Source organism: Planktothrix sp. PLAVEN19ND (genome assembly GCF_057220675.1).
Genome location: NZ_CM170132.1, coordinates 1147047 through 1169076 on the forward strand (window position 1 = coordinate 1147047; position 22030 = coordinate 1169076).

At 40.9% G+C, this 22030-nt stretch carries 16 protein-coding genes; 9 read left to right on the forward strand and 7 right to left on the reverse strand.

The genetic code is table 11. The features are described 5' to 3' along the window. Positions 1-261: 261 nt before the first annotated feature. Positions 262-1974, forward strand: coding sequence for a sensor histidine kinase (locus AC2D3N_RS05065; protein WP_484692969.1), 1713 nt, complete (start codon positions 262-264; stop codon positions 1972-1974). 29 nt (positions 1975-2003) lie between these two features. Here AC2D3N_RS05065 and AC2D3N_RS05070 read toward each other — a convergent pair whose 3' ends face one another. The 5 genes from AC2D3N_RS05070 to AC2D3N_RS05090 form a co-directional block, all read right to left on the reverse strand. Then, a complete protein-coding gene (locus AC2D3N_RS05070; protein WP_484692970.1) occupies positions 2004-4715 on the reverse strand; it encodes a PAS domain-containing protein in 2712 nt (903 codons plus the stop codon). Positions 4716-5200: 485 nt separating this feature from the next. Then, positions 5201-6670 carry a leucyl aminopeptidase gene (locus tag AC2D3N_RS05075; RefSeq protein WP_484692971.1) on the reverse strand — a complete coding sequence of 490 codons (1470 nt, stop codon included), beginning with the start codon at positions 6668-6670 and terminating at the stop codon, positions 5201-5203. A gap of 120 nt (positions 6671-6790) precedes the next feature. Then, complete coding sequence (locus AC2D3N_RS05080) at positions 6791-7870, reverse strand: tocopherol cyclase family protein (RefSeq protein ID WP_484692972.1); 1080 nt, start codon at positions 7868-7870, stop codon at positions 6791-6793. Between the two features lie 195 nt (positions 7871-8065). After that, complete coding sequence (locus AC2D3N_RS05085) at positions 8066-8449, reverse strand: hypothetical protein (RefSeq protein WP_079678839.1); 384 nt, start codon at positions 8447-8449, stop codon at positions 8066-8068. Between the two features lie 225 nt (positions 8450-8674). After that, positions 8675-10078, reverse strand: a complete 1404-nt coding sequence (locus tag AC2D3N_RS05090) for a protein adenylyltransferase SelO (RefSeq protein WP_079678841.1) — start codon at positions 10076-10078, stop codon at positions 8675-8677. Between the two features lie 179 nt (positions 10079-10257). On the opposite strand from AC2D3N_RS05090, the gene AC2D3N_RS05095 reads away from it, so the two are divergent. The 3 genes from AC2D3N_RS05095 (at position 10258) to AC2D3N_RS05105 (ending at position 12599) form a co-directional block, all read left to right on the forward strand. Beyond that, a complete protein-coding gene (locus AC2D3N_RS05095; RefSeq protein ID WP_484692973.1) occupies positions 10258-10734 on the forward strand; it encodes an ankyrin repeat domain-containing protein in 477 nt (158 codons plus the stop codon). A 102-nt stretch (positions 10735-10836) separates the two neighbouring features. Further along, complete coding sequence (locus tag AC2D3N_RS05100) at positions 10837-11646, forward strand: creatininase family protein (protein ID WP_079678845.1); 810 nt, start codon at positions 10837-10839, stop codon at positions 11644-11646. Positions 11647-11852: 206 nt separating this feature from the next. After that, a complete protein-coding gene (locus AC2D3N_RS05105) occupies positions 11853-12599 on the forward strand; it encodes a DUF561 domain-containing protein (protein WP_200816756.1) in 747 nt (248 codons plus the stop codon). Between the two features lie 66 nt (positions 12600-12665). Here AC2D3N_RS05105 and AC2D3N_RS05110 read toward each other — a convergent pair whose 3' ends face one another. Then, positions 12666-13316 (reverse strand): calcium-binding protein, encoded by a 651-nt coding sequence (locus AC2D3N_RS05110; protein WP_079678848.1) that lies wholly within the window; start codon positions 13314-13316, stop codon positions 12666-12668. A gap of 199 nt (positions 13317-13515) precedes the next feature. On the opposite strand from AC2D3N_RS05110, the gene AC2D3N_RS05115 reads away from it, so the two are divergent. Further along, positions 13516-14172 carry a DUF2301 domain-containing membrane protein gene (locus AC2D3N_RS05115; RefSeq protein WP_079678850.1) on the forward strand — a complete coding sequence of 219 codons (657 nt, stop codon included), beginning with the start codon at positions 13516-13518 and terminating at the stop codon, positions 14170-14172. 128 nt (positions 14173-14300) lie between these two features. On the opposite strand, the gene AC2D3N_RS05120 is transcribed toward AC2D3N_RS05115, so the two are convergent. Beyond that, positions 14301-15608, reverse strand: a complete 1308-nt coding sequence (locus tag AC2D3N_RS05120) for a cytosine deaminase (RefSeq protein WP_484692974.1) — start codon at positions 15606-15608, stop codon at positions 14301-14303. A gap of 312 nt (positions 15609-15920) precedes the next feature. On the opposite strand from AC2D3N_RS05120, the gene AC2D3N_RS05125 reads away from it, so the two are divergent. From AC2D3N_RS05125 to AC2D3N_RS05140, 4 genes are all read left to right on the forward strand, one after another. Next, the gene (locus AC2D3N_RS05125) at positions 15921-17456 is read left to right on the forward strand and encodes a ferredoxin--nitrite reductase (RefSeq protein WP_079678854.1); all 1536 of its coding nucleotides are present in this window, start codon (positions 15921-15923) and stop codon (positions 17454-17456) included. A 54-nt stretch (positions 17457-17510) separates the two neighbouring features. Next, positions 17511-18839, forward strand: a complete 1329-nt coding sequence (locus tag AC2D3N_RS05130) for a CmpA/NrtA family ABC transporter substrate-binding protein (RefSeq protein WP_079678855.1) — start codon at positions 17511-17513, stop codon at positions 18837-18839. Positions 18840-19139: 300 nt separating this feature from the next. Further along, positions 19140-19979, forward strand: coding sequence for a nitrate ABC transporter permease (gene ntrB / locus AC2D3N_RS05135; RefSeq protein WP_484692975.1), 840 nt, complete (start codon positions 19140-19142; stop codon positions 19977-19979). A 47-nt stretch (positions 19980-20026) separates the two neighbouring features. Next, the gene (locus AC2D3N_RS05140) at positions 20027-22030 is read left to right on the forward strand and encodes an ABC transporter ATP-binding/substrate-binding protein (RefSeq protein ID WP_484692976.1); all 2004 of its coding nucleotides are present in this window, start codon (positions 20027-20029) and stop codon (positions 22028-22030) included.

Consider the following 22030-nt stretch of genomic DNA (forward strand, 5'->3'; position numbering starts at 1 on the left):
TACACTTTCCCTCAAGTGTAGATGCGTGGGTTGGAGGGATTGATTCAGTTTGTACCAGATGTGAAAGTGTCACATTTGCAATTGACAAAATGTTAAAAAAGTGTTAAGGATTCTATGATCAATCAAAAATGTCACTAATTTCGCTGAAATTGAATGGAAGAAATTGAATGGAATATAACTGCCTAAAATATTATTAAAGAATATCCTCGTAACCTGGCATAGAATATAGTATAAACTTCCTGGCTAAGAGCGACCTCACGGATGTCTCTAATTTCGTCTCAACATAACTTAACCAAAAGTAAAAATTCTCCTGGCATTGTCCTGTCTATGTTTAATCGTTTAAGCATTCGGCAAAAAATTGGCTGGGGTTATGGGGTGGTAATCGGGGTCGTCCTTATGGGTGTGACCTCGGCCTTCTTGGTGGCGACCTATTCGGTGCGACCTTTGCGTACCCAATTAGAAATTGACCAACAAAAGGCAAAAGTTCTCGATGGACTCAGCCAAAGTCTACTCCAGTTAAAGCATAATCAGGATAACCTCGCGCAGTTCCTTAGCGATAGCAAGGACATGGAAAAAATTGAACGGGGAGTTTCCGCCCTGCGTTCAAATATTTTTGTGATGAATAATCAATTGCAACAACTGCAAGATATTCCTGAAACCACGGATATTAAAATTCAACAGGATTATCAAGCCCTACAGGACTTAACCCAACGCTATAAAGAACGGTTGACTAACTATTCAGAACAGTTTGAAACCCTGATTCAAACTACGGAAAAACCGAATCTGAATCCTCAAATTTTACAGTCAGTTCAAAAATCCTTGATTAACTTAAATCGGACAACTGGGATTATTCAAGTTTATCCGGTTTATGCTGAAACAACTCAACTAGAAAATAGATTCAGAAAGCGGGCTGAAACGGCTCTAAAAGATTATGAAAAAATTGAATTGATTGGCAATATTATTATTGTTACCACTGTCGTTATTTCCAGTGGATTGGCCATCGTATTTGCAATTTTTACGGGTCACATGATTGCAACTCCCTTAGATATTATGATTAAGGTGGCAGAACAGGTGAGTGAGGAATCGGATTTTGCCCTACAAGCTCCTGTGACCAGTTCCGATGAAATTGGGGTGCTAACTGAATCTTTAAATCATCTGATTCAACGGGTAGCTGAATATACGGAAGAATTACAGAAAGCCAAAATTATGGCGGAAGCAGCTAACCGTTCTAAAAGTGTGTTTTTAGCCAATATGAGTCATGAACTTCGCACGCCGTTAAATGCGATTATTGGCTATAGTGAAATGCTGCATGATGAATCGGAAGATTTAGGGTATACGGACTTTTTACCCGACTTAGAACGAATTCAAACCGCCGGAAAACATCTGCGAGATATGATTAGTGATATCTTAGATATTTCTAAAATTGAGGCTGGTCATGTTACTCTCTATTTAGAAAATTTCCCCGTTGATAAACTCATAGAAGATGTGATTACCACGGCGACACCTTTAGCAGAAAAAAATAATAATATTTTGAAGGTCAAGACCAAACCGAATATTGGAACTATGTATGCTGATATGCCAAAAGTTCGACAAATTCTGTTAAATTTACTCAGCAATGCTTCTAAGTTTACCGAAAAAGGAACGATTTATTTAATTGCTGAACGCACCCAAGAAAAACCCCCGATTCCAGAAGATGATGAATTTATGTATGGAATGGTGGCTAATTCGTCTCAATATTTAGTGTTCCGGGTTAAAGATTCGGGGATTGGGATGACCGAAGATCAATTACAACATATTTTTAAACCGTTTATTCAAGCTGATCCTTCTACAACCAAACGATTTGGCGGTACTGGGTTGGGACTGGCTATTAGTCAGCGTTTATGTCAAATTCTCGGGGGGGTAATTACGGTGGAAAGTGTGATGGATCAGGGTTCGGTTTTTAGTGTTTGGCTTCCAGTTCATGTTAAGGGATAGGGAATAGGGAATGGGTAATGGGTAATGGGTTAGGCGGTGGAGGAATGGACTTCTAAAAGACGATTGGAATTGCGTCTAAACTCTTGTTTTAAGGGCAATTCTATCACAAATTCCGTGCCCTTTCCGACTTCAGAAGCACAGAAAAGTTTACCATGATGTTTGGCAATAATTTGATAACTAATGGCTAATCCTAAACCCGTCCCTTTCCCGACGGGTTTGGTGGTAAAAAATGGTTCAAATAAACGGTGTTTGACCCGTTCTGTCATGCCATTTCCATTATCAGTAATTCGGATCACGACTCGGTTCGCTTCATTCAATTCTGTCCGAATCCGAATTGTGGGGGAGGTAGCGGAAATTTGCCATCCGGGGGTGGGAGAATGGGGATGGGGAAGGGGGTGCAAAAACTTAGATTCTTCTTCTAATACCGCGTCAATGGCATTATTTAAGAGATTCATAAACACTTGATTTAACTGACCCGGATAACATTCGGTTTTGGGTAGGTTTCCATATTCTTTAATGATTTGAATGGGAGGATTGCGTTTATCCCGGGGGTTATTTGCTTGGGGGCGTAGTCGATGTTGCAAAATCAATAAGGTGTTTTCTAAGCCATCATGAATATTAACGGGTTTCATGTCGGCTTCATCTAATCGAGAAAAGTTGCGGAGTGAGAGCACAATTTCTCGAATTCGGTTGGCTCCGACTTTCATTGAGGATAAAATTTTGGGCAAATCATCGAGAATAAACTCTAACTCAATAGTTTCTTGATGCTGTTTAATTTCGGCATGGGGTTGGGGATAATGCTGTTCATAAAGGGCGATTAATTCCAACAAGTCTTGGATATATTGATTGGCATAGTTAATGTTACCATAAATGAAGGTAATCGGGTTATTAATTTCATGGGCAATTCCGGCGACTAATTGACCTAAACTGGATAATTTTTCGGTTTGAATCAGTTGGGCTTGAGCCTGTCCTAATTCCCTTAATGTTAGTTCTAATTGTTGGGCTTTGGCTCGTTCTCGGGCCTCCGATTGACGCAGGGCTTCTTCGGCTTTTCGGCGATCGCCAATATCTTTGACAGTTCCGGTCATTCTTAGGGGCTGTTGCTGTTCATCCCGCACCACGACTTTACCCTGATTCAGAATCCATTTCCATTCCCCAGAACGGCTTAACATCCGATGTTCAATTTGACAAAAGGCTGTTTGTCCCTCTAAATGTTGTTTGAGAACTTCAACGACTTGCTCCCGATCTTCGGGATGAACTAACTTTAACCAAGAGCGGGCTTTTCCATGAATTGTGTTGGTTTCATACCCTAACATTGAACTCCATTGGGGACTAAAATACACCTCTCCGGTGACTAAATTCCAATCCCATAATCCTTGATCGGTTCCAGTCAAAGCTAATTTTAACCGTTCTTCACTGGCTTTTAAGGCTTCAGAGGCTTGGCGTTTTTCGGTAATATCAAAAATGGCTCCATTTAACCAACAAATTGCATCTTCTTCGGTAAAAATAACCTGTCCTTTTTCATAAACCCAACGAATTGTTCCATCGACTCTGATTAAACGGTATTCTAAAATATAGGGCTGTCGAGATTCAAAACTGACCCGAATTTTGCGTTTAACTTTAGCCAGATCATCGGGATGAATAATACTATTAAAGGAGCGGACTCGATTTTGAATAAAATCCGCCGCCGGATATCCGGTAATCACTTCAATTCCTTGACTTAAAAACACCATCATCCGATCTTCTTCTAAAACCCCTCGATAAACTGCACCTGGAATATTAGCCACTAGGGAGCGATATTCTCCTTGGCGTTCTCGTAATGTCCGTTCAATTTGTTTGCGATCGCTAATATCTCGGGCAAAGGCACATTGATATTCTCTCCCATTAAAATTCAGATGATTAATCATAATTTCCACGGGAAAAATCCGATTATGTTTGGTGCGATGACGGGCTTCAATATTCAAAGAACCGCAACGCCTTAAAATCTTCCAATGTAATGACCAGGAGGTGGCGGGAAAGTCGGGGTTAATATCATGAATGGTTAAACTTAATAATTCTTCGGGTGCATAACCCAGGGAACGACAGGCGGCGTCATTAACATATAAAATTTCTCCATCTTCTCCCACCCATAAAATAGCATCCGCCGCTTTATCAATGGAGAATTTAGTCAGTTTTAAAACTTCTTCAATGGGTTGCTGGGAATCTAGTTTAAAGGGAAACGTGGCATCCAGTTTAAACAAATTATTAAAATTAGATCGCAGTTTATCTAATGTGGAGTGGGAGGGAGAAACTTTATCCTCAATTTGATCGGGGGTTGAAGATACAATCAAGGTTTTTTTGGCTCTGCAAGAATTAATGACTCTAATTAATCCCCCCATACCCAAGAAAAAGATTAAGGCTACGATGAATTGACTGCCTCTTAACGCTGGGTTGAGAGGATATTTCCACATTAATAAATGGATTAGATGTAGGGTTCCATTGGCAATCAAAGCCAATCCTAAAAACCCGCAAATTTTGATTAAGGGTTGGGATTCAGCCCAATTAATGTTTAAAGATTTTACCACCTTAGACAGAAAGGAAGGTTTTAACCGAGGGGGGGTAAATAAATGATTAATCAGTAAAAAAGCTAAGGCATAGTGAACAAAAATGATCAGCAATTCTGACCCAAAAGTCAGAAACTCTAGGGGACTGTTGCCGATGGGATTAGGGGAACACAGGGGTGATAATCCTAGTAAAGTCATGGGATTTTTAAAAAAGGCTGAAAAAAATTTTAAACATCCGTTTGATCGCAGCTTTCAATCCGATTAAGATAGAGTTAGGGACTGAGGGTGGACTACCCACACTGACAAGCACTACAAAATTTGGGCTTGGTAATTTTGTCACCCGATGCCCCTTGACATACACTTGCCATCAAGGGTTAATTATGAGATTTCGTGATCACGGTGCTGGCCGATCTTCTGTCACCCTGAACTTATAGATTTGGCTAGTCTAGCTCAATTGTAAGAAATTATTTAATGTTATTCTACAAATTGCTAAAAATTGTTGTGGTTTTATATATTTATTTAAAGTTTCCTATAGTTTTATTTAACTTGGCCTAATTATTGCTCACTGATCTGTCTTGGATATCCCGAAATTCCGATCAAGAAGGGGGATAATCTCTGGGTTGATTTTCCCCTTCTTACCGACGGTTAGCAGGAGTCGAGAGAATTAGGACGTCAAACCGACCCTAACTCAAGACCCAATTCACCAACATTCGCACCCCATAACCCGTGGCCCCGGAATTATTATAACCGTTGTCTTTATCCGCCCACACCGGGCCAGCCACATCTAAATGGGCCCAGGGGGTTTTGTCTACAAATTGTTTCAGGAATAAGGTGGCTGTGATTGACCCTCCTGCCCTTGGCCCGGTATTTTTCATATCGGCGTGGATGGCTTTTAAACCTTCAAAATATTTTTCTTCTAAGGGCATCCGCCAGAGTTTTTCCCCTGATGTTTTGGAGGCGGTTTCTAACTCCATTGCCAACTGATCATCGGGACTCCATAACCCAGCAATATCATCTCCTAAAGCAATTACACAAGCTCCAGTTAAGGTGGCTAAATCAATCATGGCATCCACCCCTAATTTATCAGCAAAAACTAGGGCATCAGCTAGGGTTAATCGTCCTTCGGCGTCGGTATTATTCACTTCAATGGTTTTCCCATTAGAGGCTTTTAGAAAGTCCCCCGGGTGCATGGCGCGGCCGCTAATCATATTTTCTGTTACCGCACTAATAAAATGCACTTCTACATCGGGTTTTAACTGACCAATGGCTTTAGCTGCCCCAAAGGTGGCCCCGGCGCCGCCCATATCGACTTTCATCATTTCAATGCCGCTACCACTGGGTTTAATATTCAACCCACCGGAATCAAAGGTTAAGCCTTTTCCAATAATAGCTAATTTGCGCCGGGGAGTGCCCGAGGGACGATAGATTAAATGGATAAATTTAGGGGGTAAATCCGAGGCTTGGGCAACGCCTAAAAAAGCCCCCATGCCCAATTTTTCGCAATCTTCTTTTTCTAAAATATTCAATTCTAACCCGTATTCTTGGGCTAGGGATTGAGCCATTTCTGCCATAGTAATTGGGGTGACTTCATTGGCGGGGGCGGCGACTAATTCCCGGGCTAAAATGACCCCAGAACAAATTTGTTGGGCGCGGGTAATAGCGGATTCTGTATCGGGTAAACCTAATAATTCAATCTGTTCAATGCCGTGACCTTTTTCGTCGGTTTCTGACTTAAATCGAGTATCTTGATGGAGGGCTAATTCTAGGCCTTCGGTAATAGCTTGGGCGGTGGTTTCTGGGGTTTCAAAAATAGGTAAGCTCACCCCAAGAGTTTTTCCTTTGAGGGATTTTGCGGTTTTGGCAATACTGGCGGCGGCGCGGCGTAAGCTGTCTAATTTCAGGGCATCGGATTGACCTAAACCGACTAAAATTACTTTGCGAATGGGGCTATTTCCCCCTACACGAGTTGAAATATTGCTATCTGCTTTTCCCTTAAATTCGGTTTCCTCAATCAGTTCTTTTAGAGTTCCGGCAAGTTGATTATCTAGGATAGCTAAGTCTGCGGTTAATTCTATCTGATCTTCAAATAAACCCAGGGCGAGGATATCTCCCGACCAGTTCAAGAAGGAGGTGTTAGTGGTTTTAAAGTCCATTGTTGTTGGTGTTTGAGTGACTATAAAAAGTATAAACCTTTTTTGAGTTCAAGAGTTAGGAAAAAGTCCCTGGTGTGACTCTGTTTGAAAAATTTTAATGGGGTGAGGATGAAATATAATTTATTTTGTCCAGGTTTCTTGCCATAAATTTCCCCCCACTTCGACTCCACCTAGGGAACTGGTGGCTTCTAAGATTATACGATTTCCTGCTTTTAATTGCAAGTGAATTTTTCCGTGCATGGTATCTCGACAACGAAAGATTAATCCGTCTTTGGTTGGTGCTCTTAATAAAGTTCCTGGGTGTTCGGTGGTGGCGGTTAAACAGACTTGATAGTGTTGATTTTTAGCTGCTATTTGCCATTTTCCCCAGGGTTCAATTTGCCAACTGACTTCTGAATTCCAGGGGACAAATTCATAGAATTTTCCCTGATAATGAATGCCAATTAAAGCTACGGATTCTGACCAAAATAACACATCTCGAATCCCACCTCCGGCTGTTAAGGCTAAATCTGTTTCTTGGTCAAAACTATTACAATTGACCCAAAACCATTGTTTAGGAAAACTCCCACCCCAATTTTTTTCGCCATAGGCGGGGGCGTTTTCAAACTCATAAATTTTGCCATTCCAATCAATCCAACCTGTGGCTAAACCATGAGCCATTAAAATTTGCCATCCGGGTTCAAATATTTGTAAAAAAGATAACCACCCGGCGGTTGATTGTTGCGGTTGATCAGGATTTCCCCAACCATAAATCGGTTGAATGGTATAGTGCCAACGGCAATATTGGGATGTACCCGGATCGGCTAATTTTCCTTGATGTAAGGTGGCTGTTCCTTGATAGCCTTGTTGAATCGAATTTTCAAAAATTGCGGGTTCTAAATAGCCAGGAGTGGCGGTTAAATCGGTTTTTCCCCAATGTCCTAACCCCAGTTGATCGGAGGTTGCCCAAAAGGTTTTGACGTCGGGAAAGGTGCGACACAAATACCCATCATCTGGCCCTAAAATTTGCGCTCCGCCCCCACTTTGGGGTTGATTTCCGATGGGATCTTCGATAGAATACATGAAGGCAAAGGTCTGTTTTTCTTGGGGTAATGTGACTCGATAGTACCAGCCTTCAAAAAAACGGCGATCGCTGCCATCCCAATGATAGCCACTATGGGGGGTTTGTAAAGGGTTTTGTTGACGATTAAAATTAAACATCAAAATTATAAAATAAACAATCTAAACCTATTTAAAATTATCATAAAATAGTTGATAAAAATTAAAATCGTAGTGAGTCCTTTAGGACTCTCTTAATATTGGATTAAGACAGCCCTGAAGGGCTGACTACGGTTTATGTAGTGAGTCCTTTAGGACTCTCTTAGATATTGGATTAAGACAGCCCTGAAGGGCTGACTACGGTCTTGAGGCCTTGACATTGGGTACAGCAGAGCCATAATTAACTCGACAACCCAAATTAAATAAACTAGAACTACATTCTAACGGGACAACTTGATCTCCTAATAAGGCACTACAGCTAACATAATTATCATTATTACTATCTTTCAAAACACATTCAATGGGTCTGGCACCAGAACTACTTGTCCACATTTTCATTCCGATTTCTGCTACAATATGTTGATAAAAGAAGGTGAAAATTACTCCTCCTAAAAGCACAATTCCTAGTAGGGTGATTCTGACTTTCCAATTACTCAGAATCTTGCCGATAAATCCTTTAATACTGTCTAGGATGGATGTTGTTATCGGGGTTTGTGTATTCGCAGGTTGATTTTCCGTCATCAGATCTTTCCTTTAAAATAATTGCTGCTGAGGTTAAGCCCAATTTAAGGTTAACGCCCAGGGTCTTACTTCTGTATTTTAACTGAATTTACTGAAAATTAGATTAGATCTGGCTAAATCTCCCAGAAGATGTAGCTCTAGCGGGGATTTATGATGCTATCTTAGTATCAATAAATCTTTTGTTTTCCGGTAGGAGCGATGTTTTATCTCTCTCAAAAAACGATGCTATTCTGTTTGAATTTGTGTTAATAAATCATTGAAAGGTTGCCAATTATCTTCAAGGGTAATTTGTTCCCAAACTGTTTCAATTTCAGGACGAATAATCACCATTTGAGGATTATAATAGTTTAATCGCTGTTTAATTTGCTCTAATTCAGGATAGGATAGGGTTTGTAAATGATGATAATATTGCTGTCTCCAAGCGTCTAAATGTTCCAGGGGTTCAGCATCTTTTAAAATATTCTGGGGTTGGTCTTGCCATTGCTGACAAAATTGTTCTCGCAGTTGCATAAAAAAATCGGGATAGCTAATTCGATTATTTTTGAGTAAATTAATCGTAATTTGCAATAATTCCTCTGCTTCTGGGGTGGGAAGTTGTGCAAACCCTAAACGATTAATCATCCGTTGACGATAGAATTCTCGGTAATACTGTTGAAAAGGGTCTAAGGCTTTTTTGAGTTCTTCTAAAGGTATAACTAAAGATAACGGTTTTTGCAATAATTCTAAGTTTCCTTCACAGATAAAGGGTTGATTTCCATAACAATATAACCTGCCATAATCAAAATAGGCGGCGGTGAATTGCAGGTTATAATCGGGTATAAAGGCGTAGGGGCCATAATCAAAACTTTCCCCGGTAATGGACATATTATCGGTATTTAAGACCCCGTGACAAAACCCGGAAGCCATCCATTGGGCGACTAATTCGGCGACTCTTTTGACTAATTCGGCGTAAAATAAAATATAGCGATCGCTCTCTAATTTCAGGTTAGAATAATAATAGGTAATGACGTGATCTAAGAGAATTTCGATTAGATCTTTTCGTTTAAAATAGTGCAACCGTTCAAAGGTTCCGAAGCGAATATGGGAGCGACTAAACCGGATCATAACGGAAGAACGGGTGGGGGAAGGTTCATCTCCTCGCCACAGTTGTTCCCCAGTTTCAATTAAGCTTAAACACCGAGAGGTTTTTACCCGCATTCGATGCAACATTTCGGCGGCTAAAACTTCCCGCACGCCACCTTTTAAGGTTAATCTACCATCGGCATTTCGAGAGTAGGGAGTTCTTCCCGATCCCTTTGTCCCGAAATCGTATAATTCCCCGTCTATTCCCCTGGTTTGACCATACAAAAACCCCCGTCCATCCCCCAAATAGGGGTTATATTCTCCAAACTGATAGCCGTGGTAACGCATCGCTAACAGGGGACGCACGGCTTCAAATTTGCCAAAGGCTTCGATAAAATGGTCGTCGGTAACGGTTTCGGGGTTGAGTCCTAACTGGGTTAATACGAAATCATTGCGGAACCGGAGTTGGTGCCTCGGGAACTCCGCCGCCGTTACTATATCGGAATATTCACCGCCTAACGCCTCAAATGCGGGTTCATAGTCGAGGTGCAGGAACGGATTAGACATAAAATCCCCAATGATAGTCTATTGACAATATTACCCTAATTTGGAAAAACTGTCAATTTCCGAGGGGGAAAATCTCAGATCAGGGATTAATAATCAGGTGATAAATGCTATTATTTTTGAAGTAGCATTAACTGCGTATCGATACTTTTAAATAAACGAATTCAATAGGAGGGAAACCAGTGACTGAGTTAATTAAGGCAATTGAAACGGGAGAAATAGATCGGGTTAAAACGGCTTTAAGTCAAAACCCAGATATTAATGCTCAAAACGAACAGGGAAATACGGGATTAATTACGGCGATTACTTTAGGCAAAAAAGATATAGTAAAACTCTTACTAGAAGCGGGGGCAGATGTCAATGTACCTGATAATGATAATTGGACTCCTTTGATGGAAGCGGCGGCAAGTGGTTACTTAGAAATCGTGCAGTTATTATTAGATACCGGGGCGGATATTCAGGCTCAAACTAATTTTGGGTTAACGGCGTTAATGGGTGCGGCTGGAAGCGGACATAAACCGATTGTGGAGTTATTATTAAAGAGTGGCGCAGATTTAACTACAAAAGATCAGAATAGTTGGACGGCTTTAATTTGGGCATCTTCGGAGCAACATACAGAGGTTGTGGAATTAATCAAACAATATCGAGATCGTGATTAAAAATCTGATAGAACTCGGAAGGTGAGGAAAATGCGATCGCTATTTTCTATAAAATGAATTCTGTCAGTATTTACCCTGATGTAGAATAATCATAAATTAATCATGCACAACTTTATACCCCCAAAACGGTTTTTCCCCTATTTAACCTGGAGAGAAATTGCATCAATGGCCGATAAAAGTAATGTGGTTATTTTACAACCGATTGGCTCCATTGAACAACATGGCCCCCATTTACCGTTAATTGTTGATGCAGCGATCGCAACGGCTGTAACAGGTCACGCCTTAGCCCAACTTAATGATAACATTCCTGCCTATGCTTTGCCAACAATTTATTATGGAAAATCCAATGAACATTGGCATTTCCCTGGAACAATAACCCTGAATTCCCAAACTTTAATAGCGGTATTAATGGAATTAGGCGCAAGTCTTTATCGGGCTGGGTTTAGAAAATTAGCCTTTATTAATGGTCACGGCGGACAACCCCAAATTTTAGAACTAGTGGCGCGGGACTTACATCAAAACTATGAAGATTTTTCCGTGTTTCCCCTGTTTGTTTGGCGAGTTCCCAATCTAGCCTCAGAATTATTAACCCCGAAGGAATTAGAACTCGGAATTCACGCCGGAGATGCCGAAACCAGTTTAATGTTATCCTTACTTCCAGAACAAGTTAAAATGGAACAAGCGGTTTGTGAATATCCCCATAATTTACCCGAAAATAGTTTATTAAGTATGGAGGGAAACTTACCCTTTGCTTGGGTAACAAAAGATTTAACCAAAACCGGGGTTTTAGGGGATGCGACGGTGGCAACAAAAGAAAAAGGCGATCGCATTTTAGCCTCTTTAGTAAATAGTTGGGTACAAGTTATTGAGGATTTATATAAATTTCAACAACCCCAAAGATTTAGGGATTAATTAAATATTAACATGGCTTAAAATCCAAATAATCGTAGGGGCGAGGCGCGCCTCGCCCCTACAGAGGACTGAAATAAAAATCCTATAATTTTAGATAACAAATAATTTTTATGATTACAATTACCCGAATGTCATAACTTATGGGACAATGTTTTTACCTAAGATAGTCAGAGGCGTGAACGCCTCACTACATCAATACTAAAATTATGATGAATTCATCCTTACAACGAGCATTCGACCAAGGTAACGCCCTAAAAGTGATTAGCGGTTTAACCAACTTCAACGTTGGGCGGGTCGCTTCCGTGGTCAAAGCCGCCACCCAAGGAGGCGCGACCTTTGTAGATATTGCCGCCGACCCCAACTTAGTGCAGATTGTTCGTGAATTAACCCATCTCCCCATCTGTGTTTCTGCGGTTGAACCGGAAAAATTTGTGACCTGCGTAGAAGCGGGTGTAGACCTGATTGAAATTGGTAACTTCGACGCCTTCTATACTCAAGGACGGCGGTTTGAAGCGGCGGAAGTGTTGCAACTAACCCACGAAACCCGCGCCTTACTGCCCCATATTACCCTATCGGTCACCGTTCCCCATATCCTCGAACTTGACCAGCAGGTTGAACTCGCCCTCGAACTCGTGAAAGCGGGTGCAGATATCATCCAAACCGAAGGCGGAACCAGTTCTTCCCCGGTTCATGGCGGGACATTAGGACTAATTGAAAAAGCAGCCCCCACCTTAGCCGCCGCCTGGGAAATTTCTCGTGCTGTGTCCGTCCCCGTATTATGCGCTTCGGGTATTTCTAATATTACCGCTCCCATGGCGATTGCAGCCGGAGCCGCCGGGGTGGGCGTGGGTTCAGCTATTAACCGCCTCGATAACGAAGTGGCGATGGTGGCGGTGGTTCGGAGTTTAGTGGAAGCCTTAGCCACGGTGAAAGCCAACCGAGTTTACGCCTAATTTGGAGTTATGATCGGGTGTAGGGACGGGCTATAGCACGTCTCTACAGGATTTAAGTCTAAAAACCTATGAATAAGTTATAAACCAGGCTAAATAATCTTCTATCAAACTATGGTTGGGGGAATCTTCGTCTGATACTTCTAATTCTGCTAAAGGAAGGGTAAATTGTCGATTATCGCTGACCCGTTTAACATCCACCATAATCCCATCCGTATCATCAAATTTAGGCTGAAAATTTTCTAATACAAAAACATCGGTGTAAGAGGGATTAGTTTTTTTCAGTTCTTCATATTCTTTGATTTTTCCTGAACCGTAAAGATATTCTTCTTCCCATAAAAATTCTTCTGAGCCACTTAAATAACAAGGTAATTCAAGATTTTCTTTCAAATACTTAAAATATTTATTTAAAGTTTTTTGATTAACCTTGATCCGGCTATTCCCTAAAATTTTCTTGACTTTTTCTTCAAATTCTTCTACATCAAATGTTTCATCCTCATCGTCATCTTCAACATCAAAGAAATTTTTATTAATTAATCCCAATGACTCCATTTGTTCAATCATACTTTTTAGTATCATTCTGGGATCGGAGTGGTCTAGGCTATTTCGTCGCTTACTCAATAAACCCGACATAATGGTTTCATCAATTTGAATTGGTTTCAAATCATCCCCGGGGGGCTGTAATTTTTTTTTGTTTTTGTTTTGATATGGTTTAGACATTCCGTTACACCAAGCACAGTAGTTCTTCGTCTCAACCCTAGATAATTTTAATTAATCTGGTTTAAGGTTGATAGTTATAGAGACGTGATCGGTTTACACCTCTATCTACTTTCAGCCTTAAGATTTTTCTATGGGGAAGGGAGTAGAATTTAGTATATCGTGCTACAGGTATTTTTGATATTCTCAAGGAGAGACAATTATGGTACAAACACAACAGGACTCTATACCCGTTATTTATCAAGGACAGTTCGGCAATTATACAATTAATGATCGCGATCGCCAAGGTGTGATCATTTACCGTACAGGCCTAATCATAGCAGCCCTGTGCTTCACCGTTGCTGCTGGATTAGTTTTATTCCAACTCAATACCCCCGGGGTTCTACAAGCATTAACCCCCATCTACTTCTGTTTTTGGTTGGCTTTGGGGGTGAGTTTATTCACCATTCATATCTATTTAATTCAGTTACATCAACTGCTAGAACTGTTTTGGTTAATTGGTGGAATTGCTTCGGTGGTGTTTGCTGTGGTCGATCCAGAACCCTTAGCATTAACCATTTATCACCATCCTTATAGCTTATTTGGGGTGGGATTTACCTTTGTAGCCTTAACAGGAATTTATTTTAAAGAAGCCTTCTGTTTTAATCGCGTGGAAACTAAACTCTTAACTCCTTTAGTTCCAATTTTTTTATTAGGATTTATGGCTGGTTTTTGGTCAGTTGATGCTCAAAGAATTTTCCTGGCATTTTGGGCGATTCAATTTATTATTTTTGCAGGTCGGAAAATATTCCAAGGAATTCCAGGAGATATTGGGGATAAAAGCGTTTTTGATTATTTAAAGAATCAACAATTTGCCTAATACAAAAATTGTTGATCCCCCCTAACCCCCCCTTAAAAAAAGGGGGGAACAAGACTTCAAAGTCCCCCTTTTTAATGGGATTTAGGGGGATCGGATCTGGGATGTAGTCAAAATTTATCAAAAATAAGCTAATCTAATTCCGCATAATCAGGTAATTTTTCTTTTAAGATTTTACCCTTTCTAATCACCATCCGATCGCTCTGACAACGAGATAATATTTCACTCAAATACCGTCCTTGAAAAATAATAAAATCCGCCACCATTCCCACGCCAAGGCATCCGGTATCGGGTAAACCCATAAAATCCGCCGGGATGGTTGTGACACTCGATAACCAATCTTGAAACGGTCGATCTAAATGACAAGTTCTCACCGCCATTTTAAAGACTTCTAACCCATCATGGTCGCCAAATCCATAAAACGGATCACGACAATTATCACTGGCAAAAGCCACGGAAATTCCCGTTTGTTTCAATTCATGAACTAAGGTTGTTCCCCGCCAACGGGGGGTTTTTGGAAGTGCCGAGGGATAATATTGACGATCTTGTAAATAGAGATTACACATCGGTAAACTGACAATTCCAATGTTTGCAGCTTTAACTAATTCTAAGGTTTTTTGAACAATATCCTCCGGTTGTACGGCTAAACTACAACAATGTCCGCAAATAATTTTCCCCTCAAATTGATATTTTAATGCCGCTTCGGCAATTTTAGATAAACAAATTGATTCGGCTTCTCCATTTTCATCGACATGGAAATCTAAGTTCAAATTCCGGTCTTTAGCAATAGCAAAAATTCGCTCAATTTGTTGATCTAAATCAGGATTAATATAGGCAACACCCCCTAAAATCCCGCCAGATTCAGCTACTTTATTGACTAATTTTTCTCCTTCCGCCGTTGAATAATAGTCTAAAGTCGCTAAGGAAACACCTTGCAAAATTAAGCGATCTTCCCATGCTTTTTTTAAGGTATTAAAAACATCCCAATTTATATCTATTAATTTTCCCGCCGAATCTAAATGGGTTCTAATGGCTTTGGTTCCATGGACATAACTACACTTTAACCCAAATTCCATTCGTCGGTAAATATCTTCGGTAGTCCAGGTTTTTTCATCTTTAAATATTGCTAATAACGCATCCTGAAAAGTTCCTGTTTTATTGGGCGATCGCTCCCAAATATGACCCTTATCTAAATGAGTATGAACATCTACAAAACAGGGCCAAATTTGTTTCCCCTGTAAATCCACCGAGGGGATATTTTCTAACTCAACACCTCCGACAACAGCCATCTGATTAATGATTCCCGAGGTGATTTTAATATCAACTAAAGCCATACCATCCGTATTAGCTGAAGCTGCGATCGCCCCATCAATATCGGTCAGTACACAAACCGGAACTCGAACATTTTTCAACCCGTAACAAGAAGTATTTGGAATCATAATTCTAGCTAAAAATTTCAGATTATGTAAAAAATGTATGATAAGAATGCAAAATCTTCATAAAGTTTTAAGTTTTGTAACATTAGCTACGATTGCATCGGGTATAGGGGTCTAACTTATTCACATTGCTTAACCTTTGGGTTGAGGTCAAGAACCTCCCAGTTCAAACACAAGAGGTCAATACTCTAATTTTAGATTTGAGTCTTCCATGATACGGTTTGTGTCCCACAGACCTGTTACTGTTTGGCCAAATTTGATCCATTTGTCATTCGCCCGACAAATTCGAGACATAGCAACACTGAGGAATCCGCTATGACCAGCACAGTCCCGCAAAAAACAGCCACAAACAAATTTGAAAAATTCAAAGCTGAAAAAGACGGTTTAACGGTTAAAGACGAACTAGAAACCTTCGCCCAATTAGGTTGGGAAGCAATGGACGAAACCGACCGAGATCACCGCCTCAAATGGCTAGGGGTGTTTTTCCGTCCGGTGACTCCAGGTAAATTCATGATGCGGTTGCGTTTACCGAATGGGGTCATCACCAGTGAGCAGATGCGGGTTTTGGGGGAAATCGTGCAACGCTACGGTGATGACGGTAGTGCTGATATTACCACAAGACAGAACCTTCAGTTAAGAGGAATTCGGATTGAAGATCTGAGTGATATTTTTCGGCGGTTTGAAAGGGTGGGACTCACCAGCATTCAGTCGGGAATGGATAATGTCCGTAATATCACGGGTTCACCCGTTGCCGGGTTAGATGCCGATGAACTCTATGATACCCGGGAGTTGGTGCAACAAGTTCAAGATATGATTACAAACCAAGGAAAAGGGAATCCAGAGTTTAGTAATTTACCTCGAAAATTCAATATTGCGATCGCAGGATGTCGGGATAATTCGATTCACGCTGAAATTAATGATATTGCCTTTATTCCTGCATTTAAACAGGAAACTTTTGGCTTCAATGTGTTAGTGGGAGGATTCTTTTCCGCAACCCGTTGTGAAGCTGCTATTCCCCTAAATGTTTGGGTTAAACCCGAGCAAGTTGTCGGTCTTTGTCGAGGAATTTTAGAAGTCTTTCGAGACAATGGGCCCAGGGGAGTTCGCCAAAAAACTCGGTTAATGTGGTTAATTGATGAATGGGGAATTGAAAAGTTTCGTTCTGAAGTCGAAAAACAAATCGGTTATGCTTTGGAATCTGAAGCGGAAAAAGACGAAATTCTTTGGGAAAAACGGGATCATCTGGGAATTTATCAACAAAAACAACCCGGATATAACTATGTGGGATTAAATATTCCCGTTGGTCGGTTATCTGCTAACGAAATGTTAGAATTATCCCGGATTGCTGAAGTTTATGGGATCGGAGAACTTCGCTTAACCGTTGAACAGAATGTGATTATTCCCAATATTTCTGATAGTCGGTTAGAGGCGTTTTTAACCGAACCGATTTTGGAAAAATTCTCAGTTAATCCATCAGCCTTAAGTCGAGGATTAGTTTCCTGTACCGGATCACAATTCTGTAACTTTGCTTTAGTTGAAACTAAAAATCGGGCTGTAGAATTAGTTAAACAATTGGAATCGGAATTAACCTTAGAAAAACCCGTAAGAATTCACTGGACAGGTTGCCCCAATTCCTGCGGACAACCCCAAGTAGCCGACATTGGATTAATGGGAACTAAAGCCCGTAAAGACGGCAAAACCGTTGAAGGGGTGAACCTCTATATGGGCGGAAAAGTCGGTAAAGATGCCCAACTGGGTGAATGTGTGCAAAAATCCATTCCCTGTGAGGATCTCAAACCCGTTTTGCGACAAATTCTGGTGGAACAATTTGGCGCTCGCGTCAAAGAATAATCCATCTCAAAATCCACATCAACACCCTACTAATACAGAGTCAAAACATAGAATATGAGTAAACTTTCACGACGGAAATTCCTGTTCACGGCTGGTGCAACGGCGGCTGGAACTCTAATCATTCATGGTTGTGCTTCTAATAACAATCCTTCCACAACCCCCACAACAACCTCTACTCCAGCCCCGGCAGTTAATATTAATCCCGCCGATGCACCGGAAATACCAACAGCAACCTTAGGATTTATTGCCTTAACCGACTCCGCCCCCCTAATTATTGCCTTAGAAAAGGGTCTCTTTGCTAAGTATGGAATGTCCGACGTTAAGGTGGTTAAACAAGCCTCTTGGCCAGTAACTCGGGATAACCTAGAATTAGGTTCCGGTGGCGGCGGAATTGATGGGGCACATATTTTATCCCCCATGCCCTATTTAATGACATTAGGAACGATTACCAAACAACCCGTTCCGATGTATCTTTTAGCCCGATTAAATACCAATGGTCAGGCAATTTCTTTAGGTAAAGACTATCTGGATGCTAAAATTACTGTTAACGATAGTGCCAAATTCAAAGATATTTTATTAACTGCTAAAAATGCAGGAAAAGAAGTCAAAGCTGCGGTTACATTCCCTGGAGGAACTCACGATTTATGGATGCGATATTGGTTAGCAGCCGGGGGTACAGTTCCTGATACTGATATTTCAATTATTCCGGTGCCACCTCCTCAAATGGTAGCCAATATGAAAGTCGGAAATATGGAAGGGTTCTGTGTCGGTGAACCTTGGAATGCCCAATTAGTCAATCAAAAAGCTGGATATACCGCACTAATTACCGGAGAATTGTGGAAAGATCACCCAGAAAAAGCCTTTAGTATGCGAGCAGATTGGGTGGATAAAAACCCCAAAGCCGCTAAAGCCTTAACCATGGCAGTATTAGAAGCGCAACAATGGTGTGATAAACCGGAAAATATCGAAGAAATGTGTCAAATTGTTTCCCAAGATAAATGGTTTAAAGTGCCTTTTAAAGATATTATTGAGCGCTCTAGGGGAAATATTGATTTTGGGGATGGTCGGGTAATCACCGCTAGTCCCTTGGCGATGAAATTCTGGAGAGATAATGCGTCTTATCCCTATAAGAGCCATGATAGTTGGTTCTTAACCGAAGATATTCGCTGGGGATATTTACCCGCCGATTTAGATATTAAAGCCACCGTTGATAAGGTCAACCGCGAAGATTTATGGCGGGAAGCGGCGAAGTCTTTAAATGTTCCCGCCGCCGAAATTCCAGCAACACCCTCTCGCGGGATTGAAACCTTCTTTGATGGCATACAATTTAACCCCGATGATCCTAAAGCCTATCTCAATAGTTTAGCAATCAAAAAAGTCTAATTCTTCCCTGTTTCCTGTAGGGGCGGGTTCTTCCAGAGCCAATAATTCCTACAGATGATATTAATAAACCCGCCCTGACTGTGGAAATGATCCCCCCTAACCCCATTGATAAGGGGGGAATTGGAGAATTAAAGTCAGGGGGATTTAGGGAAATCGGATCATCAAAGTCACCCTTTTTAATGGGGATTTAGGGGGATCGACCTAACGACTTTTCGGTTTAAGTTGATACCAATATTCCCCCCCAAACCCCGTTGGTAAAGGGGAACTTAAAGAGAAAAAACTAACTAATTTGTAATTATCATGACGACTAGCACCAAAGCCAATCCTGATAGTAATAATCTTCTAAATTCTGTGTTCAATTGGTTTAATAATAATCGGAATAAAGTAATCCGTCCTTTGATTGGAGTCTTTATTTTTCTAACGATTTGGCAACTATTATGTTCAGGAGAAAATCCTAATTTACCCTCTCCCATTACAACGGTTAAAGAATCTTGGGAATTAATTATTAACCCATTTTTTGATAATGGCGGTACCGATAAAGGGTTGGGTTGGCAAGTTATTGCCAGTTTACAACGGGTGGCGGTTGGCTTTAGCTTATCGGTGATTGTAGGAATTTCCCTAGGGATTTTAGTCGGGAGTAATACCTTTATGTATGATGCCTTAGATCCCCTATTTCAAATTCTTAGAACAATTCCGCCCCTGGCTTGGTTACCCATTGCCCTAGCTGCTTTACAACAATCCAATCCTGCGGCTATTTTCGTCATCTTTATTACAGCAGTTTGGCCGATTATTATTAATACCACCGTCGGCGTACAACAAATTCCCCAAGACTATAAAAACGTAGCTAGAGTGTTACGTTTACCCAAACATAAATACTTCTTTAAAGTGTTATTTCCCTCCGCAGTTCCCTATATTTTTACCGGATTAAGAATTGGGATCGGTCTATCTTGGTTAGCGATTATTGCGGCGGAAATGTTAGTGGGTGGAGTCGGGATCGGTTTCTTTATTTGGGATGCCTATAATAGTTCTCGAATGAGTGCGATTATCGTGGCTTTAATTTATGTCGGAGTTGTCGGTTTAATCCTAGATAGAACTATTGGTTTTATTGCTTCTAAAGTTGTTCCTACTGAACAAAAATAAATTTGAAATAGTACCCGTAAACCCCCTAACCCATCTGATATTAAATTATGTCTGTATTTGTACAAGTTGACCACGTTCATCGCGTTTTTAATCTCCCCAATGGAGAACGATATATAGCCCTGAAAAACATTGAACTCAAAATCAATAAAGGTGAATTTATTACCTTAATTGGACATTCTGGCTGTGGAAAATCCACCCTATTAAATATTATCGCCGGGTTAGATCAAGCATCAGAAGGGGGGATTATTTTAGAAGGGCGAGAAGTGCGCGAACCAGGGCCAGATCGGATGGTGGTATTTCAAAATTATTCCCTATTACCTTGGTTAACTGTGAGGGAAAATATCGCCTTAGCCGTTGATGAAGTCTATCGTAAACTGCCGAAAACCGAACGAAAAGAAATTGTTGAAAAACATATTAAATTAGTCGGTTTAAGACAGGCTGCGGATAAACGACCAGGGGAACTTTCGGGAGGGATGAAACAGCGAGTGGCGATCGCTCGCGCCCTATCCATTCGTCCCCAATTATTACTCCTAGATGAACCCTTTGGAGCCTTAGATGCTTTAACTAGAGGAGGGTTACAAGAGCAGTTAATGAAAATCTGTGAAGCCAACCAAGTCAGCGCCGTCATGGTGACCCATGATGTCGATGAAGCCTTGTTATTATCCGATCGGATTGTGATGTTAACCAACGGCCCAGAAGCGCATATTGGGCAAATTTTAGAGGTGAATATTCCCCGTCCCCGTCAACGGATGGAAGTGGTAAATCATCCCAGCTATTATGCCCTACGGAATGAAATTGTTTATTTTCTCAACCAACAGAAAAAAGCCAAAAAATCTGCAACGAAAAAAGCCCCTATGGTGGTTGCCAAAAATGGCTTAGAAAAAGTTAATTTAGACCTAGGTTTTATTCCCTTAACCGACTGCGCCCCCCTAATTATTGCCAAAGAAAAAGGTATTTTTGAGGAATATGGATTAAGTGAAGTCACCCTCAGTCGAGAAACCAGTTGGAAACTCTTAGGTCAAGGAGTCGTAGAAGGTCGTTTAGATGCGGCCCAAATGGTGGCAGGAATGCCTTTGGCGATGACATTAGGATTCGGTAAAAATTTACCTATTCCGATTGTTACGGCCATGACTCTCTCTCGAAATGGCAATGGGATTACCCTGAGTAAAAACCTATATGAAAATGGGGTTAAAACCCTAGAAGATTTTAAAATTTATATCGAAAATCACCTTGACAAAGTGCATACATTGGGCATGGTTCACCCGAGTTCCATGCACAATTTAATGTTGCGTTATTGGTTAGCAGCCGGAGGTATTAACCCGGATCAAGATGTGAATTTAACGGTGATTCCACCCCCCCAAATGCAAGCGAATTTAAAAGCCGGAAATATTGATGGCTATTGTGTGGGAGGGCCCTGGAATGCCCGGTCTGTTCATGAGGGGTTAGGATTTGTTATTGCTAATAGTTTTGATATTTTCCCCAATGGACATACGGAGAAAGTTTTAGGCGTAACCGAAGCCTGGGCAAATCGCTATCCCAAAACCCATGTTGCTCTAGTCAAAGCATTAATTGATGCCTGTGATTATTGTGATGATCGGCGAAATCGAGAAGAAATTTTAGAGATATTATGTCGGGATGAATATGTCGGATCGGCACCAGAATATACCCGCTTAGGATTTATTGACCCCGTTGACCGGGGTAATGGTCAACCCCCACAATTATTGGTGAATTACAATCAGTTTTATGTGGATAAAACTAATTGCCCTGATGCTACAGAATTTCTCTGGATCATGGCAGAAATGGCTCGTTGGGGGATTACACCCTTTCCCAAAAACTGGGTTTCTATCATAGAAAGGGTATTAAGAACTGATGTTTATGGTCAAGCCGCCCGGGAATTAGGATTGTCCGAGACAGGACGTGATCGTCAAAGCATTAAGCTATTTGATGGCACTATTTTTAGTCCTAACGATCCGATTAAATATCTCAAAAATCTCAAAATTAAACAGGAAATTCGGATTGAAGAAATTATCCTCGATCCCATAGCAGCCTAA

Bases quoted from the DNA above. Each gene is read 5' to 3' on its own strand.
- AC2D3N_RS05130 (WP_079678855.1), top strand. From the start codon at position 17,511: ATGAGTAAACTTTCACGACGGAAATTCCTGTTCACGGCTGGTGCAACG.
- AC2D3N_RS05105 (WP_200816756.1), top strand. From the start codon at position 11,853: ATGATGAATTCATCCTTACAACGAGCATTCGACCAAGGTAACGCCCTA.
- AC2D3N_RS05110 (WP_079678848.1), bottom strand. From the start codon at position 13,316: ATGTCTAAACCATATCAAAACAAAAACAAAAAAAAATTACAGCCCCCC.
- AC2D3N_RS05120 (WP_484692974.1), bottom strand. From the start codon at position 15,608: ATGATTCCAAATACTTCTTGTTACGGGTTGAAAAATGTTCGAGTTCCG.
- AC2D3N_RS05140 (WP_484692976.1), top strand. From the start codon at position 20,027: ATGTCTGTATTTGTACAAGTTGACCACGTTCATCGCGTTTTTAATCTC.
- AC2D3N_RS05125 (WP_079678854.1), top strand. From the start codon at position 15,921: ATGACCAGCACAGTCCCGCAAAAAACAGCCACAAACAAATTTGAAAAA.
- AC2D3N_RS05085 (WP_079678839.1), bottom strand. From the start codon at position 8,449: ATGACGGAAAATCAACCTGCGAATACACAAACCCCGATAACAACATCC.
- AC2D3N_RS05075 (WP_484692971.1), bottom strand. From the start codon at position 6,670: ATGGACTTTAAAACCACTAACACCTCCTTCTTGAACTGGTCGGGAGAT.
- AC2D3N_RS05080 (WP_484692972.1), bottom strand. From the start codon at position 7,870: ATGTTTAATTTTAATCGTCAACAAAACCCTTTACAAACCCCCCATAGT.
- AC2D3N_RS05090 (WP_079678841.1), bottom strand. From the start codon at position 10,078: ATGTCTAATCCGTTCCTGCACCTCGACTATGAACCCGCATTTGAGGCG.
- AC2D3N_RS05115 (WP_079678850.1), top strand. From the start codon at position 13,516: ATGGTACAAACACAACAGGACTCTATACCCGTTATTTATCAAGGACAG.
- AC2D3N_RS05070 (WP_484692970.1), bottom strand. From the start codon at position 4,715: ATGACTTTACTAGGATTATCACCCCTGTGTTCCCCTAATCCCATCGGC.
- AC2D3N_RS05100 (WP_079678845.1), top strand. From the start codon at position 10,837: ATGCACAACTTTATACCCCCAAAACGGTTTTTCCCCTATTTAACCTGG.
- ntrB (WP_484692975.1), top strand. From the start codon at position 19,140: ATGACGACTAGCACCAAAGCCAATCCTGATAGTAATAATCTTCTAAAT.
- AC2D3N_RS05065 (WP_484692969.1), top strand. From the start codon at position 262: ATGTCTCTAATTTCGTCTCAACATAACTTAACCAAAAGTAAAAATTCT.